Annotated in this window: 15 protein-coding genes; 4 read left to right on the forward strand and 11 right to left on the reverse strand. The window is 68.3% G+C overall.

The features are described from left to right. Positions 1–44: 44 nt before the first annotated feature. The 7 genes from ACXC9Q_RS25950 to ACXC9Q_RS25980 form a co-directional block, all read right to left on the reverse strand. On the reverse strand, positions 45–689 hold the full coding sequence (locus tag ACXC9Q_RS25950) for a GNAT family N-acetyltransferase (protein ID WP_457059256.1): 645 nt from the start codon (positions 687–689) through the stop codon (positions 45–47). Positions 690–733: 44 nt separating this feature from the next. Beyond that, positions 734–1,600 (reverse strand): GNAT family N-acetyltransferase, encoded by an 867-nt coding sequence (locus ACXC9Q_RS25955; protein ID WP_457059257.1) that lies wholly within the window; start codon positions 1,598–1,600, stop codon positions 734–736. 128 nt (positions 1,601–1,728) lie between these two features. Further along, a complete protein-coding gene (locus ACXC9Q_RS25960; protein ID WP_457059258.1) occupies positions 1,729–2,118 on the reverse strand; it encodes a hypothetical protein in 390 nt (129 codons plus the stop codon). A 229-nt stretch (positions 2,119–2,347) separates the two neighbouring features. Next, a complete protein-coding gene (locus ACXC9Q_RS25965) occupies positions 2,348–2,623 on the reverse strand; it encodes a YggT family protein (RefSeq protein ID WP_457059259.1) in 276 nt (91 codons plus the stop codon). Positions 2,624–2,753: 130 nt separating this feature from the next. Beyond that, positions 2,754–2,915, reverse strand: a complete 162-nt coding sequence (locus ACXC9Q_RS25970; protein WP_457059260.1) for a hypothetical protein — start codon at positions 2,913–2,915, stop codon at positions 2,754–2,756. A gap of 45 nt (positions 2,916–2,960) precedes the next feature. Continuing rightward, a complete protein-coding gene (locus ACXC9Q_RS25975; protein WP_457059261.1) occupies positions 2,961–4,214 on the reverse strand; it encodes a DUF4142 domain-containing protein in 1,254 nt (417 codons plus the stop codon). A gap of 120 nt (positions 4,215–4,334) precedes the next feature. After that, the gene (locus ACXC9Q_RS25980; RefSeq protein WP_457059262.1) at positions 4,335–5,078 is read right to left on the reverse strand and encodes an AraC family transcriptional regulator; all 744 of its coding nucleotides are present in this window, start codon (positions 5,076–5,078) and stop codon (positions 4,335–4,337) included. Between the two features lie 84 nt (positions 5,079–5,162). On the opposite strand from ACXC9Q_RS25980, the gene ACXC9Q_RS25985 reads away from it, so the two are divergent. From ACXC9Q_RS25985 to ACXC9Q_RS26000, 4 genes are all read left to right on the forward strand, one after another. Further along, on the forward strand, positions 5,163–5,930 hold the full coding sequence (locus ACXC9Q_RS25985; RefSeq protein ID WP_457059263.1) for a phytanoyl-CoA dioxygenase family protein: 768 nt from the start codon (positions 5,163–5,165) through the stop codon (positions 5,928–5,930). Between the two features lie 77 nt (positions 5,931–6,007). Next, positions 6,008–6,421, forward strand: a complete 414-nt coding sequence (locus tag ACXC9Q_RS25990; RefSeq protein WP_457059264.1) for a plastocyanin/azurin family copper-binding protein — start codon at positions 6,008–6,010, stop codon at positions 6,419–6,421. A 30-nt stretch (positions 6,422–6,451) separates the two neighbouring features. After that, positions 6,452–7,108, forward strand: coding sequence for an alpha/beta fold hydrolase (locus ACXC9Q_RS25995; protein ID WP_457059265.1), 657 nt, complete (start codon positions 6,452–6,454; stop codon positions 7,106–7,108). Between the two features lie 2 nt (positions 7,109–7,110). Further along, complete coding sequence (locus ACXC9Q_RS26000) at positions 7,111–8,124, forward strand: phosphotransferase family protein (RefSeq protein WP_457059266.1); 1,014 nt, start codon at positions 7,111–7,113, stop codon at positions 8,122–8,124. Positions 8,125–8,150: 26 nt separating this feature from the next. Here the strand turns inward: ACXC9Q_RS26000 and ACXC9Q_RS26005 are convergent, their stop codons facing one another. The 4 genes from ACXC9Q_RS26005 to dnaG form a co-directional block, all read right to left on the reverse strand. Continuing rightward, on the reverse strand, positions 8,151–11,435 hold the full coding sequence (locus ACXC9Q_RS26005; protein ID WP_457059267.1) for a S8 family serine peptidase: 3,285 nt from the start codon (positions 11,433–11,435) through the stop codon (positions 8,151–8,153). 131 nt (positions 11,436–11,566) lie between these two features. Beyond that, entirely contained in the window at positions 11,567–12,250 is a 684-nt protein-coding gene (locus ACXC9Q_RS26010) for a peptidoglycan-binding domain-containing protein (RefSeq protein WP_457059268.1), read from the reverse strand. A 1-nt stretch (position 12,251) separates the two neighbouring features. Beyond that, complete coding sequence (locus ACXC9Q_RS26015) at positions 12,252–12,494, reverse strand: hypothetical protein (protein ID WP_457059269.1); 243 nt, start codon at positions 12,492–12,494, stop codon at positions 12,252–12,254. A gap of 281 nt (positions 12,495–12,775) precedes the next feature. Next, the gene (gene dnaG / locus ACXC9Q_RS26020) at positions 12,776–14,683 is read right to left on the reverse strand and encodes a DNA primase (RefSeq protein WP_457059270.1); all 1,908 of its coding nucleotides are present in this window, start codon (positions 14,681–14,683) and stop codon (positions 12,776–12,778) included. Between the last annotated feature and the right edge of the window lie 34 nt (positions 14,684–14,717).

Here is a 14,717-nt window from a genome sequence, read left to right on the forward strand (position 1 = left end):
ATGCGGTAGCCGCGGCCCATCTGCCTGCGGATGCTCAGATCGCGTCAGGACAAGGGCAAGGACGTCCGGCATGCCTCGATGTTGTGGAGCCGGATGTTGTCTCTGCGTCGCTGTTCCCAGTTGTCCCGGGTCAGTCGCCACCGGTTGAGCAGGGCGGGTTCGCCCTGCCGTGTGGCCCAGTCTGAACCATTGGGCTCGTAGCCGAGAGCTCGCGAGATCGCATTGGAGCCATGGTTGTCCACGAAGGCGTCGCTGCTCGCTTCCTTCGCCCCGAGCCCGTCGAACGCCAGGTGCAGGATCGCTGCTCGCATCTCATGTCCGAGCCCGCGCCCGCGCTGATCGTCAACCAGCCACGAGAAGCTTGTGACTGTGCCGAGCGTGGAGAAGTTGACCCCGATGAGGTCCTGCATCCCGACCGCGCGCCCATCCACGACGACCACGAAGTAAAGCCGCCAGGCGTCGGGCTCGACCTTCCCTCTGCCGCGCCAGATCGCCCGTAGCCACTTGGCCACGCGCACGTCAGGATCTGGCTCGTAGAACGAGATCGGGTCGTCGTACGGCGCCGGATCGGCGTGCATCTTGCCATCGCGCACCGCATCCGCGAGCTCGTCCAACAGGTTGTCGGTGGCGCCTCGCAGCTCCAGAGTCGGCGTACTGACGCGCACATCAAGAAGTGGATAGCTCTTCATGCTGCAGTGCTCCTGCCTTCCGGGCTTGGTGGTGGCCGACGAGGTCAGCTCGTACGGCGGAAGTCGGTGACGTCCGGAAGCTTTCGGAAGCCGGCCGAGGCGTACGCCGCTACGGCGCCGACGTTGCTGCTCGGTGTGCACACGGTCGCGCTGGAAGCCCCCAGCTCTCGCAAGGCGGCGGCCGCCGCCAGGGAGATGGCGGTGCCGTACCCGTGGCCGCGGTGATCCCGGTGGACACCCAATGGCTCGAGCAGGCCAGGCCGTCCGCGCCCGGCCGACCAGACCGTCACCACGGCGACCGCGGTCTCGTGCGCGTCGTACCCGATCAGGCACCGGGCCCGGCGGTACGGCGAACTGGCGGCCATCGTGTTCCAGCGCTCGAGGGTGTATGTCGAGTTGACGAACACCGCTCGCTGTACGGCGACCCGCACCGGCGCGGTGCGCACGTCGACGACCTCTACCCGGAGGTCGAAGTCCTCCACCTTGTCGGTGAGGTCACGGCGCAGCGGCGTCCACGGCTCGTCCGCGACCCAACCGCTCTGGCGTAGGAGTTCTCGAAAGGCAGTGCCGGACCTGGCCTCGACACTCGCGTTGCCGGCGGGCAGCACTCCACGCACCGGGTCCGACAGATCGGCTAGAAGCTGGGCGGCGAACGGATCGTCTCGATCGACGCTTGGTGCGATGCCCATACGGATCAGCCCCGCATCCTCGACGAGGCCAACGGCCAAGATCTGCCGGTCGCGACGCCACACCCGAACGGCCTCGGCCAGCGCCTCGGCGCCCATGCTCCAATTCCATCCAAGGTCACCCGGATGAAGCTGGACCGATCCGCCATCCTGCTGCCAGGACGCTACCGCCTCGGCCACCTCGTCCAACGAGGCGACAGTCGCGGTCTGCAGCGTGATCGCCATGCGCCGATCTAACTCCACCCGCCCGCGACGGCGCACATGGTTTTCACCACCATGCTGCCCGCCCTCCGCCGAGTGCGGCACGGTCGCCTTCACCGTGCCGCACTTCGGCCAGTTCGACTGGCTACGCCTCAGGTGCCGCTGATGATGTCGAAGGCACAGTTCCAGGGCTGCCCGGACTGGCCGTCCTGGAGGCAGTTCACGATCTTGACGTCCGCGCTCTCGCGCACGACGTCCTGAGTGACGATGACCAGGGTGCCCACACCGGTGCCCACGTAAATCTTCGGGAACTTCTTCCAGGACCCGTTGGCCTGCTTGACCTCGATCCACCCCGCGACACCGTGCGAGTCCTTCTCGGTGTCGTAGACCTGAACCTTGTCACCATCGTCGTGGTAGCTGGTAAAACCTCCCGCGCCGAAGACAACGCCGGTGTCCGCCTGGGAGGACGGTGCGGCGACGGTGATGGCGCACGCCGCCGCTGCCATGGTGGTGATGGCCGTGAGGATTCGTCGCTTGGACAAGAGAAAGCCCCCCTGCAACTATGCGATGAACGGCGCCCGATCTGGACCGCCCGTGCGCTGACGAGTCAGGAGCATACGGGGCTTCGAGCGGTCGGCGTCGCCGCCAGGCCGTCCGCCGCACGCAATCCAACTAGCAGATCGAGCTCCTCCCGCGGTCCGGGCCGACCCGCCTCACGCCGTACACCCTCACCAACCCAGGCACAAAGGAGAGGCAGTCCCCAGCCGAGTGCTACAGGCTGAAGGCGATTGAGCGGAGGATCAGGGCAGCGATGAAGACCGCTGTGAAGGCCAGGTCGATGGCCAGCCCGCCGACGCGTACCGGGCGCAGGACCCGCCGCACGCGCCCGATCACCGGCTCCGTCCAGGCATGCGTCAACTCGCGGGCCCGACTCGCCCACTGAGGTCCGTTTGCCAAGACACCCGACCAGTCCAGCACCATCCGGGCCAGCAACACCAAAATGAACGCCGACAGGGCGTACCCGACCAGGGCTCCGATCAGGCTCATGATCAACTCCTCCTTGGCGGCCACACTGGCCGTCTTGCCAGTATCAACGTTGCCGCCCACCTAGGAATGTCCGCGCCGCCATCTTCTTAGCGGACTATCAGGCAACCAGGGCCACGCCGTAGATGTCCGACTACCTGATGCGCACCCAATCGTCCTCAGCGTCCGTCCGGTGCGCACCGACGATCATCGTCGGCGGTACGTCGGCCGCATCGAGGGACCCGCCCCACTGCGAGATCGGCTGACCGTCACCGTCGAACAAGACCGCCTCCGGCGGATCCGGCGGCACGTACACCGTGACCTGTCGAAATGCTCTGTGGGGCAGAAAGGACGAGCGGGGTCAGGTTTGGTTCAGGGGGGTGGCGTAGAGGACCAGGTTTTGGGTGTAGTGGTGGGTTTTGTGGTTGTAGGGGCCGGTGCAGGTTATTAGGGCCAGGCGGGGTTTTGCGGCGCCGTGGAAGAGGTCGGCGGGTAAGGCCTCCTGGTTGTAGATGCGGCGGGCGACTACCTGGTAGCGGTGGGGGCGGCCGTCGCCGGCTGTGACGGTGACCTTGGTGCCGATCGGGACGTTCCACAACGGGGCGAAGACGCCGTTGCCTTGGCGGGCGGTGTCTACGTGGCCGACGAGGACGACGGTGCCGCCGGCTGAGCCGGGGCCGGCGCCTGGAGCCCACCAGCCCACAGAGGTTGGGGACTTCGGGACCTGGAGTTGGCCGTCGGGGGCGGTTGCGACGGGGGTTACCGAGGCGTTGACGAAGCCGGGGAGGGTCAGGTGGGTTGGCGGGATGGCGGCTTCGCGTTCTGCGGCTGCGGGAGCGGCTTGCGGGACCTTGCCGGCGTCGCCGGGCGGCCCACTGAGGAGCAGGGCGGCGCCGACGACGAACACCGAGAGGCCCAGGAGGTGCCGGCGGGCTCGGATCGGTTTGCCGGCGAGGAGGAGGATCCCGAGGCCGAGCAGGACCAGACCTGCCAGCGAGCGTATCGCCTGATTGTCAGCCATTTGCCCACCGTCGCCGGTGGGCACTGTCGGGGACTGGGTCCCGACGTGGCAGGGACCTTTCACCATGTCCTGATGCATCTGGATCACCGGCTGGGCGCCTTTGGCCACTGACTTGACGGCGGGCTGGGTGCCGTTCGCCAGCTCGGCCGTGATCAGCGTCTGGTACTGCTGGTGCCACTCGCGCTGCAACGCCAGCCAGGCGTCGTCGTACCCAGAGGTCCCGGCCTTGGCCGCGAGGGCGTCGAGTTGTTGGCGCTGTGCCAGCGAAGGGATGGGGACCAGCCCGACCCCGAGTTGGCTTGCGGCCTCGAGCTCCTGCGCGGCCAGCTTGCGATGGTCGCGTTCCAGGATGGCGCCCGCCTGCCGCACGCACGCACTCTTGCCTTGGGTCTTGGCAGCCACGCTGGCCTGGATGATCGTCAGATTGATCTGGTGGGCAGAGTTGAGGTAGGTGACATCTTGTTGCGTCGTCGTCGCAATCGCCGCCTGCGCCGTTCCGAGCACGCTCGCCACGACAAGCAGCAGGAACGCCGACACGCGGGCGATCGCCAGCCGTCGGGAAGAAGCCGAGCCTGCGTCCTGCCGCTGAGGCACCCCTACCTCCCAGCGCACTCAGACGTCGGCGCCTGGGCCGACACCTCCAGCGTGATTCGTCGTACCCAAGACAGTAAGGCGGTGCGCAGTCCCGGTCCAGCTATCCGCGAGCCAACGGCCTCATTCCACGGTGCGCAGAGCGCCTGGGGATGAGCCGGTGGCGGCCTTGATGTGGCGGCTCAGGTGGCTGACCGAGTCGTAGCCTGTGAGGTCTGCGATCGCCTGCAGGGGCAGAGTCGAGTTACGGATGTGGCCCAGGGCGTGGCGCAGGCGAACGTGCTGGAGTGCTGCGCGCGGGCTCGTGCCGCGGAGCCGGGCGAAGGACGCCCGCAGGCCGGACGGCGAGATGCCGAGTTCGGCGGCGACAGTGGCGATCCGGATCCGCGAGGCGAAGCGTTCCTCGAAGATCCGTTCGGCTTGTGCGATGAGTTGCTCCGCCGCGGTCACCGGCGACGTCGCCGCGCGGCGCAGGAGGAGGTCGAGTTCGGCGAGCAGCAGCGTGCAGAGCCGGTCGCTGTCGTCGGATGGCTGAGTACTTTCGCGTACGAGTGTGTCGAAGACCCGGCCGAGACTGCGGTCGCCGTCGTCGAAGCAGATGCGTGGCCACGGCGAGTCGGCGGCGGCGTCGACCTGCAGGAAGCGATTGGCGTAGCCGGTGCGGCTCAGCTCGGCGTGCCACGTCCGCGGAGGGGTGAGCAGTACGGTCCCCGGCGTGGCGGCGTACGTCGCGTCGCCGACCGGGCAGGTGATCTGCCCGCGCACGTAGTAGACGAGCTCCCACGAGGTGTGCGCGTGCGACGGGTAGTCCTTGCCCGGCCCGGCGGTATGGATGCCGGCGCCGAGCAGCTGAAGCGATTCGTGCATAACCACTGTCGCCTTCTGCATTGTTTCGCGGGCACGTCGCATCGATGCTGGCATCGATTCGTGCATCTGTGAAGGAGTGCTTGGATGGATATGACGACCGCATTGCGCGACCTCGGCGTGACCGGCGACGTACTCACGCAAGACGAGAAGGACCGTCTGGATCGCGACGGATTCCTCCCGCTCGAGGGTGTCCTCACGCCGGAGGAGGTGTCCGGATTCAACAAGCGGCTGGCAGAGCTCACCGCCGCCGAGGGCGACCGGGCCGGCCTGGAGGTGCACCAGGAGAACGGCACCGACCGGCTCGCCGACCTGGTCAACAAGGATCCGAAGTTCGAGGTGTGCTTCAGCCACCCACGCGTGCTGGCCGCGATGAAGCACGTGCTCGGCGAGTTCAAGTTGTCATCCCTCAACAGCCGCGCGGCACATCCGGGTCAAGGGCACCAGGGCCTGCACGCCGACTTCGGTCACCCGGTCGAGCCCGGCGCGTACGAGGTGTGCAACTCGATCTGGCTGCTCGACGACTTCACGCCGGAGAACGGCGCGACGCGCGTCGTACCCGGGTCACACCGGCGCGGGACCATGCCCGGCGACGAGATGGCTGACCCGGCCGACGAGCACCCGGACCAGATCCAGCTGACCGGCAAGGCCGGAACGGTCGTGGTGTTCAACAGCCACTTGTGGCACGGCGGCACCCAGAACCGCACCGACAAGCCGCGCCGGGCGATGCACTCCTATTTCGCCCTGCGTCACCTGCCACAGCAGCTCGACCAGCAGGCCTACCTCCGGGTCGAGACCTACAAGCGGTTGAGTCCCGCACAGCGCTTCCTCCTCGACGTCACCGGCACCGGCTGAGCACCCAGGCATTTCCAACCGGGTACCTCCGGCGTAGCGTCCCGAATAGCTGCGTGTTCCCGCTGAATGAGGCAGACATGAAAACCTCGGGACGACCACTCTTCGTCCTCGTCGCGGTGCTGGCGTTACTCGCCCTGGCGACCGGCTGCGGCGGCTCGGACAGCGGCGCGAGTCCATCGGCAACCGCGGCGCCGCCGGCGACCAGTGGTTCGGCCACGACCAGCGGTTCGGCCACGACCAGCGGCGGATCGACGGTTGAGATCAACAACTTCATGTTCACGCCGATGAGCCTGACCGTCCCGGTCGGCGCCACGGTGACCTGGAAGTTCGACGACTCGACACAACACACCGTCACGGCCGATGACAACTCGTTCGCTTCGGCGCCGATGGGGAGCGGTCAGACCTTCACTCACACCTTCACCACCGCCGGCACGGTGCCGTATCACTGCTCCATCCACCCGTCCATGACCGCCACCATCATCGTGAAGTAGGCGGACCTGCCTGGGTGGCAGGATGCGCCTATGCGACTGTCTGTTCGGACCCATGGACCGCTCGACGCTCAGGCGATGGTGCTGTTGCATGGCCTGACATCGGATGGATCGTCGTTCGACGCGGTCGTCGGGACGCTTGCTCAGAATTGGCGGGTGTATGTGCCCGACCAGCGGGGGCACGGTACGACGGGGCCGGCGGACGCGTATGCGTTCGAGCTACTGGCTGCGGACCTGGATGAGTTCCTCCAGGAGCGCGGACTCACTGCGCCGGTTGTGGTCGGGCACTCGATGGGCGCGGTCGCGGCGTACCTGCACGCGGCTCGGCGTCCGGACCGAATCGGCCCGCTCGTGCTCGTCGAACCACCGCCGCCGTTCCCGCAGCGCCGGCCCGTGCCCGAGCGGCCGGACGAACCGCTCGGGTACGACTGGGACGCACGGGTCGCCCTTGTCGGACAGGTGAACTCGCCCGGTCCCGGCTGGCTCGGTGAGCTCGCCGAGATCCGCGTCCCCACGCTGGTGCTCGGTGGCGGGCCGGCCAGCCCTTTCCCGCAGGATCAGATGCGCGCGATGGCTGACCGGATGCCTCGCGGTTCTTTCCAAGAGATCCCGGTCGGTCATAGCGTCCATCGAGAGGCACCTACGGCCTTCCTGGCGGCCGTCACCACGTTCCTCAACACTGCGATCTGATGATGACGTTCTCGGTAGCCGAAGTGAGCCAGGCACTGGGTGTTCCGGTGGTCGGCGTCGACGTGGTCGAGACGTTCACGGCGTCGTCGGCCGAGGTTGCCCGGCTGCGCCTCCGGTTCGCGGACCGCCCGGACCTCAGCGTGATCGGTAAGCACGCGACCGGTGCCGGTGCGGTCGGAGCCCGTCGCGAGGTCCGGTTCTTCGAGCAACTCGCGCCGCGCTGGGATCATCCAGCACCTCAACTGGTAGGCGTCAATGACGCCGGCGAGGGTGGACGCATCCTGCTGCTGAGCGAGGACCTGACCGCGGCCGGCTATCGCCTGCCAGGCGTGACCGTGTCAGAGGCGCAACTGCGCGGCACGATCGAAGCGCTGGTCGATCTGCACGCGCGATTCTGGAACGACGTCCCCTTCGACGTGCTCGACGCCGCGCATCCCGAGCCGTCCGCGACCAGTGTGGCGCAGGCCTGGCCGCCCGAGGTGATCACGCAGCATGCGGCAGCCGTGCGGGCCGAAGCTACGAGCTTCTTTGCCTCGACCAATGAGCTCGGCGCCGCCGACCACTCACGGCTCGACGAGGTTCTCGACGCCTGGGTGCGGCAGTTCCACGCGCGGGTGGCCGACGGCCGCGCGATCACGCTGATCCACGGCGACTTCCACTTCCTCGGCAACGTCTTCTTCGCGCCGAACGACGTACGCCCGAAGGTGATCGACTGGTCGGAGGCGAAGCCGGGCCTCGGGCCGCATGATCTCGCGTACTGCCTCACCGTGGTGCCCGCCGACGACCGGCTGGCACGGGATCGGGTCCTGCTGCGGCGCTACTGGGAAGGCCTGCGCGGTGCGGGTGTCGACGACTACAGCTGGGAGCTCTGTGAGTGGGACTTCCGGTTCTCGGTGTTCTGCAATCTCTTCCAGTCGGTCTTCCAGCGCAGCGTGAAGTGGTACCGCAAGTCGCTGGCCGCGATCGACGCACTCGAGGCCCGCGCAGCGCTGGCCGAACCGCCCCCGGTGGGCTGACCCCCGGGGGCGGCTCGCAGCTGTCGCTACGGCTGAGTGACTGTGTCGACGATCAGAGAGCCGCTGCCGACGGTGACGCCGGCGTCGGTTTGGACGGACAGGGTTCCGGTGAGCTTCCGCCCGGCGCCCGGCTCCGCGCCGACGATCAGGGTCGCGGTCGGCGACCAGGACGAGCCGGATGGGTGGCTGGCGTCGACGTCGTTGCTCGTCAGCGAGCCGAGGGCCGGCTGCACATACGAGTCGACGAGGTCGTACGCCGTACTGCCGCTCGGCACCGAGAACCCGTCGACCTCGATCCGGTACAGCGCCGCCACCGGGTTGGTGAGCGTCACCTGCTCGACAGCCGTCGACCCACCACTGGCTCCCACCAGCACGCACGCCGGCGCGCAGCGGAAGACGAGCAGGTCGATGTCCGCGCGCAGGTCGGCCGCGTTCCCGGTCCGGACCGTGTACGACGTGACGCCCGCCGGCACCGTGACATCGAACGTCTGCGATGCCAGGTTTCCGATCGTCGGCCGCTGGGTCTGCGTACTGGCCAGCGCTCCGCCACCGACGAGCCGGCCCGTGAATCCAGCAAGCTGGTTCGAGACCGTGTAGTTGCGGGTCAGCGGCGTACCGATGGTCGCGGACGACACGACGTCCGGGTTCGGCGTGATCGCCGTACCGAGGACCGTCGCCGTCAGGCCGAACCGCGCCTCCTTCACGTCAGAGGTACGGCGTGCCTCCATCACGAGCTCCCAGACACCCGGCTCCGGGTTCACGATCGTGCGGCTGTGCGCCGTTCCACCGACGCAGCCGGCACCCGCGTCCGGGTCGTAGCAGCTCGTGCTGGCGTTGCTGTCCAGCGGCAGACCCTGAGGGGTGTACCGGATGAACCGGATCTGCCCGGCCCCGGCCTGGTCGCCGCCGCCGGTCATGTCCACCTTGAGCGCGCTCGCGCCGACCGGCACCCGGACGAAGTAGCTGCGGGTGGCGTCCCGGCCGACCTTGCCGCTCGCCTGGAACGTGTACGCGTTGGCCGCCGTGAGGTCGGTCGGTACGAACACCGCGTTCATCGTCATCAGATCGACGCCGGGTGTCTTCGGGTCGTCGAACCGCAGCACCGCGGAGTGTGCGCCAGCGCGGGACGGATTGACCTGTACGGCGAACGAGACCGGCACGTTCAACGGCAGCTTGACCGTGTGCGCGGACTTGAATGTCCCGTCGTTGCCGGTCCACCGCACGGTGTGCGTCACCGTCTTGGTCGACCCGCTGGTCCGGGTCAGGGTGTACGTACGGGTGTACTTCACCCCGCGTACGACGCCTTCGCGATCGTGAATGCCGACACCGACGTTCGGCGCGGCCAGCTGGTCGCTGAGCACCGTGCTCACCGGCACGCTGGCGACGATCGTGTTCGGCCGCTGTCCGGCGCGAAGCTCCTTCCAGGCCGAGCTCACCTGCACCAGACCCGCGCCCTGCTCGTACGCGCCGACACCACGCAGGTACGACGCGCTCGACCGGATCGCACTCCGCAGCGCGGCCGCGGTCGGCCGGACACCGAAGGTCGCCTTGTACGCACTGACCAGCAGTGCACCGGCGCCGGTGGTCTCCGGGGCGGCCATCGAGGTGCCGTTCAGCATCGAGTAGCCGGGCGGCAAGGTGTAGGTGCCGGTCACCGGACCACCGGGCTGCCAGAGCGGCGTGGTGGAGATCGCCGCGCCGGGCGCGACGACGTCGGGCTTGAAGCCGCCGTCCTCTCGTGGACCGCGCGAGGAGAACGGGTGCAGGCCCTTGCTGTTCAGCGGGTCGGAGCCGTAATTCGCCAGCCAGGTCGCCCGGGTGATGTACGACCCGACGGCGATCGAGTTGGTGGCCACGGCGGGATCGCCGACCGAGTTCGCCCCGGCGCCGCTGTTGCCGGCCGAGAGGAAGATCTGCATGTTGAACTCGTCGATCGTGCGGTTGTAGAGCAGTGCCCGCGCGTTGTTGCCGTCGTTGAGCCCCGGCAGACCGCCGATCGAGATGTTCACGACGTCGGCGCCGTTGTTCGCGGCGTACAGCACGCCGTCGATCAGGCCGCTGCTGGTGCACGAGGTGGTGGTCAGGCAGACCTTGACCGCCATCAGTTGCGCGCCCGGTGCCGCACCGCTCATCTTGCCGCCGAACAGGCCGTTGGCGGAGGTGATGCCGGCGACGTGGGTGCCGTGCTGCGCGCCGGCGATGCCGATGTTGACGACCGAGCCCGCATCCGAGGCCGGGTCGTACACCGATCGGTCGGTCACCACGACGAACGGGACGCTCTCCGTGACCGGGGTCGCCGGGTTGTCGGTGCCGAGGTGGCCCTCGTCCCGCTTCACCTTGAAGTCGATCATCGGGGTCTGGTCGGTGAAGTCGCCGTCCTGGTCGGTGTCGACGTACACCTGCTTGGTGGTGCGGTCCTGCAGGACGCCGATCGATTCGCCGGTCACGCCGTCCCGGTCGATGTCGCCGCCGAGCTCGCCCTGGGCCAGCTCGCCAGCCGCCTCACGGAGCAGACCGAGGGCGTACGGCCCGCCGGTCGCGGGTGCGGTCCAGGTCCGGCCGCCGGATGTGAAGGAACCGGTGAAGCGTCCGGTGGTGCTGATCCAGGTCGCGTCACCCGAGGTCGGGGAGTTCGCGTTGTACCAGTCGACGACCTTCGGCAGACCCGTCGTCGTCTTCTGCAAGGCAGGTACGTCGAGGTCGATCCCGGAGTCCAGGATCGCGATCTTGGTGCCGCGGCCGTCCCACTTCGGGTTGGCCAGGGCGAATTGGGCGGCCTGGGTGTCGCCGGTGGGCAGGTACGGATTGATCCGCGGCGTACTCGCACTGGGCGGCGTCTGCGGGATCGGCAGCTGGGCGCCCTGCGGCTGTGGATCGTCCATCGGAATCAGGCCGTCGACGTCCACTGCCTCGACCGCGCTCAGCTTGGCGGCCTGCTCGGCCTTGCCGGTGGGCATCTCCACCTTGAGGTAGTCGACGGCCGCGTCGGACTTCAGCACCACTCCCCCGAGAGCGCGGAGCTGATCCGCGGCGGCCGACGACCGGTCGCGCTCGGCCGCGACCAGCAACGTCACGGTCTTCTTGCCCGCGGCCTGCGCCGCGGCGATTCTCGACCGGTCGGCGTCGCCGAGGTCCTGATCGGATTTCGGATGTGGTTGGGTCGCTGCCGCGGCGGCGCGGTCGGTGTTCCCCGGTTGGGCGGAAGCCCCCGGCACTGCGGTGACGGTGGCAGTCGCCAGCCCGAGCACCGCGGCGAACACGGCCGCGAGCCGCGCCTTTCGGCGATGCGCAGGCGTCGTCGACAAGGTCATGATTTCGGTCCCTCCCCTGGCCCGATGAATGTAGGAAGCAGTGCACTCTGTCGCGCCAATCAGCGCAATAGCCCAACACCGACGAACCGCCGGCGGGTGCTCACTGCACCCACCGGCGGTCCGCCCTGCGATCACTGGACGACGCGGAAGCCGTTGCGCTTGCCCAGCCTGGTCAGGCTCTCCATGCCTGGGATCCCGTCGAACGGCGGTGGGACCGTCGCCTTCTGGAAGAGGGCGTAGGCCTTGCGGAACTCGGTGCCGGCGTAGCCGTCGACGAACTCGGGCGGCTTGAGTCCCTGGTGCCGCAGCGCCTTCTCCACGATCAGCACGTCGTGCTCGTGCAACCCCTGTCCCGACGGACGGAACTGGTCACGACGGGCGGCGTCGATGACGTTGCTGAGGTCGACGGCCGGCAACTGCGGGGCCATCGGCCGCCAGATCCGGACTCCGTTCACGTCCTCGCTCCAGCCGCGGTACTGGTGTCCCCAGGTGCGGGTGATGAACGAGATCGCGACCTTGTCGATCTTGCCGTGCCGCTTGATGTCGTTGCTGAAGCAGTTCCCGTCGCCGGTACTGATGGCGACGTGCCCGTCACCTCCGTTGGTCCACCAGACGGGCACACCGAGCGGCGGCGTACCCGTGGTGCCGTGCCTGAAGTCGGTCCCGAAGAAGCCCTTCTCGGCCGACCCGTACAGCGGCCCGACGTTGAAGCACTTCCGGACGAAGACCAGACACTGGCGGAACCAATCCTGGCTCGGGTTGGTCACTTGGCCCTTCGCGAAGTCGATCGCGGCCTGCCCGGTGCGGATCGCCATCTCACTGCCCCCCGTCCGGATCGACCTCGTCGGCCGACTTCACGGCATCGTCGGGCCGAGTCTCCTGACCCGGCTCCTCGCCCGGTTCCAAGGTGACCTCATCGCTGTTGCCGACCGGCTCGGCGAACTCGCTGTCGAGCGCCGGGTCATCGGCCAGCACCCCCGCCGACTCGCCCAACGGCAGCAACGTACCTTCGTCCAACACCTCGACAGATTGCGAACTGTCGACCACTACTTCGCTCATCGCGAAACCTCCCCTGTTTGCTGTTACTCCCACTAATACGCTCACACCACCCTTGCCGCATCCGAGGGAAACCCTCAGATCCGCGGCACGAACCCTCAGATTCTCAGCCGGCCTTCACCGCTCAGACGGTCACGCTGAAGAGGCGTTGCGCGTTCCCGAGCGATTCGGTGACCGCGGCCTGACCGTGCGGAGTCACGTCCCGCTGGTACGACGTGAGCGCCTCGAGCACCGGGGTACGCCGAGCAAGCCGCCCGGCTCGTGTCGCACCTGGCCGGCGAGGATTAGAGCGCGCCGGAGATGGCCTTCTTGCGGAGGTCGGCGCGATACGCCTCGAGCGCGATCAGCTCGCCGAACATCTTGTTGTAGTCGTCTGCGCGGTCGATCGGATTCGTCCGCTGGAGCTTGGACTTCAGGTCCTGGATCCGCCGCGCACACGTCAGCTCCTGCAGCCGGGCGAGCAGAGCCTGCGCGTACTGTTCGTCGGGCTCACGCCCCAGCCGCAACGGATCCACGGCCAGCGCGCTGACCACCGCGGACGCCGGATCGTTGCCGATGGCATCGCGTACGGCGACCACCCACGCCTCACCGGGAGGAGCGGCCGCCGGACCACCGGCCTTCGCCATGCCGGCACGAACCGCGGCCAGCCAGGGATGCGTGAAGTCGTGGTCGTCGAGCTCGTCGAAGTCGACGCCGACCAGCAGCGGATGCTGCATCGCGATCTTCAGCGCGTCCCACTCGATCACGAACCGCTGGTCCCGCGGCGACGGGATGTCCACTCGCGGCGGAGGCGCCGGAGTATCGGTCTGTACGACGACCGGACCGCGATCACCGGATGGCGCGGCCGCGGGCGCCGGCCGGGATGCCGCCCGATAGACCTCGGAGCGGACCTGGTCGACCTCCATGCCGAGCTGCCCGGCCAGCTCGCGGGTGAAGGCGTCCACCTTCGACCGGTCGCGGATGCTGATCACCAGCCGGGCCGCCTCGCGCAGCGCGTCGATCCGCGTGTCCGCACGATCCAGGTCGTACTTCGACAGCACGTTGGTGAGCACGAAGCGGTACAGCGGGACCCGCCGGCCGATCAGCTCACGGACCGCGGCATCGCCCTTCTGCAACCGCAGATCGCACGGGTCCAGGCCGTCCGGCTCGACCGCGACGTACGTCTGTGACGCGAACGCCTGGTCGCCCGCGAACGCCTTCAGCGCCGCCCGCTGGCCGGCCTCGTCACCGTCGAAGGTGAAGATCACCTCGCCGCGGAACTGGTCGTGGTCGAGCAGCAGTTGCCGCAGGACCCGCGCGTGATCCTCGCCGAACGACGTCCCACAGGTGGCGACCGCCGTCTGCACCCCGGCCAGGTGACAGGCCATCACGTCGGTGTAGCCCTCGACGACCACGGCCTGCCGGCCCTTCGCGATCTCGCGGCGGGCGACGTCGACGCCGTACAGGACCTTGGACTTCTTGTAGATCGGGGTCTCGGGGGTGTTCAGGTACTTCGCTTCGATCCGGTCGTCGTCGAACAGCCGGCGGGCGCCGAACCCGATCACGTCCGCGGACGCGTCCCGGATCGGCCACATCAGCCGGCCGCGAAACCGGTCGTACAGTCCGCGCTGCCCCTCGGCGGACAGACCGGACGCGACCAGCTCGGCATTCGTGAAGCCGCGGCCGCGCAGGTGGTTGGTCAGCGCCTCACCGCCACGCGGCGCGAACCCGACGCCGAAGTGGACCGCGGCGTCCTTGTCGAAGCCGCGCTTGTCCAGGAACTGCCGGCCGAGCGACGCGTCGGCGGCACCGAAGAGCTGCTCGACGTAGTACTCCGCGGCGACCTTGTGCGCTTCGACAAGCCGCGGACGCTGGTTGCCCGGGCCACGCTGCAGCGGCGCGCCGGACTCGTCGTACCGCAGCTGGATGCCGACCTTCGCGGCCAGCGTCTCGACCGCCTCGTGGAAGGTGATCTGATCGATCTTCTGGATGAAGTCGATGACGTCGCCGCCCTCTTGGCAGCCGAAGCAGTAGAAGAACCCGCGCGCGGGGGTGACGTTGAACGACGGCGACTTCTCGTCGTGGAACGGGCACAATCCCTTGAGCGAACCACCGCCGGCGTTCTTCAAGGTCACGTACGAGCCGACGATGTCGTCGATCCGGGCCCGCTCGCGCACCAGCGCGATGTCCTCGTCCTTGATCCGGCCTGCCACCCCGCGAGTCTACGACGCCGCTGCGGTGGACTTA

Source organism: Kribbella sp. CWNU-51 (genome assembly GCF_054073265.1).